Below are 1,455 nucleotides of genomic sequence, written 5' to 3'. Positions count from 1 at the left end.
GTAATGGGCGGTGGCGCGAACGTCCTCACGCATATAGGTGACGGCAATACCACGGGCGTTATGCTGGGTGGCGCGAATATCTTGACCAAAGTCGGAAAGGGTGACACGACCGGCCTCATGTTCGGCGTTGGCAACGTGTTGACCCAGGTGGCGACGGTTGGACACTGGGCGTGATGGTTGCGGCGGGGAACATCTTCACTAAAGTCGGGGAGGGGACATCAATTGCGGCCCTGATTGGCGCGGGTAACCTGTTTACCCATGTCGGCAAGGGGGATGCATGGGCGTTAATGGGGGGGGTGGGTAATATTTTTACCAAAGTGGGTGACGGTGATGCGCTGGCCTTGATGGTGGCCGCAGGCAATGTGTTTACTCATATTGGGGAGGGCACAAGTGTTGCGCTGATGCTGGCAGAGGGCAATATCGCCACGAAAGTGGGTAATGGCATGACCCTGACGGCGATGATCGGCAAAGCTAATCTCTTTACCCATGTCGGGGATGGCAATACCTTTGCGGCCATGATTGGGGGGGCCAATGTGCTGACCAAGGTCGGTAATGACCTGACCGCCGCCTTAATGATAGGGAAAGCCAATATCTATTCCCATGTGGGTGAGGGCACCAGCATCGGTTTGTTTGCCGGTGAACTGAACGTGATGACCAAAGTGGGTGAGGGGACAACGCTGGCGGCCATGTTTGGTAAAGCCAATATGATGACCCATGTCGGTAATGGCTTGACGGGTGTCTTGGCACTGGGTGAGGCCAATATCGTTACCAAGGTGGGTGATGATTTTCTGGGGGTTGTTGCGGCAGCGAAAGCGAATGTTATTACGCATGTGGGCAATTCAACGACGGCGGCTGTTTTGCTTGGTAAAGGCAATATTCTGACCAAAATAGGAGACGGTCCCACAATCGGCCTGCTTATTTCCGATGTGGGTAACGTGATGACCCATGTTGGAAGGGGCACGACTGTAGGTTTCACCAAAGGGAAAGCCAATCTTATCACCAAAATTGGCGATGGCACCGGGGTGAATGCGGCCTGGGGTGAGGCGAATATCCTGACTCAAGTGGGAAATGGCGACCGTTACAACTTTGCGAAAGGTAAAGCCAACATGGTTACCAAAGTGGGGAATGGGCAAGAAGTCGCGGTGGTTCAGGGAGATGCCAATATTATTACCCATGTGGGTCACGGTGATGATTACACCGGTGCCTGGGGGCAAGCCAACGTTATCACTAAAGTCGGTGACGGGCGTAATGTGGTGCTTGCTAAAGGTAAGGCTAACATGATCACTCAGGTGGGTAAGGGAGACAGCTTTAATGCCTTATGGAGTGAAGGCAATGTGGTTACCAAGGTGGGTGACGGTATGCAGGTTACGGTGGCAAAAGGGAAAGCTAACGTCACTACAACAGTAGGCAATGGCTTAAATGTAACTGCTGCTCATGGTGACGCTAACATAAACA

General features: G+C 53.0%; 1 pseudogene. It reads left to right on the top strand.

The annotated features are described in order from the left end of the window. Positions 1 to 1,455, top strand: a pseudogene (gene rtxA / locus D3222_RS24545) (MARTX multifunctional-autoprocessing repeats-in-toxin holotoxin RtxA); the annotation flags it as partial.

The sequence above is a fragment of the Photorhabdus sp. CRCIA-P01 genome (assembly GCF_003545805.1).
Lineage (GTDB): Bacteria > Pseudomonadota > Gammaproteobacteria > Enterobacterales > Enterobacteriaceae > Photorhabdus > Photorhabdus antumapuensis.
The sequence above is the reverse complement of the archived record's forward strand: the minus strand, read 5'-3'. Positions and strand labels throughout refer to the sequence as shown.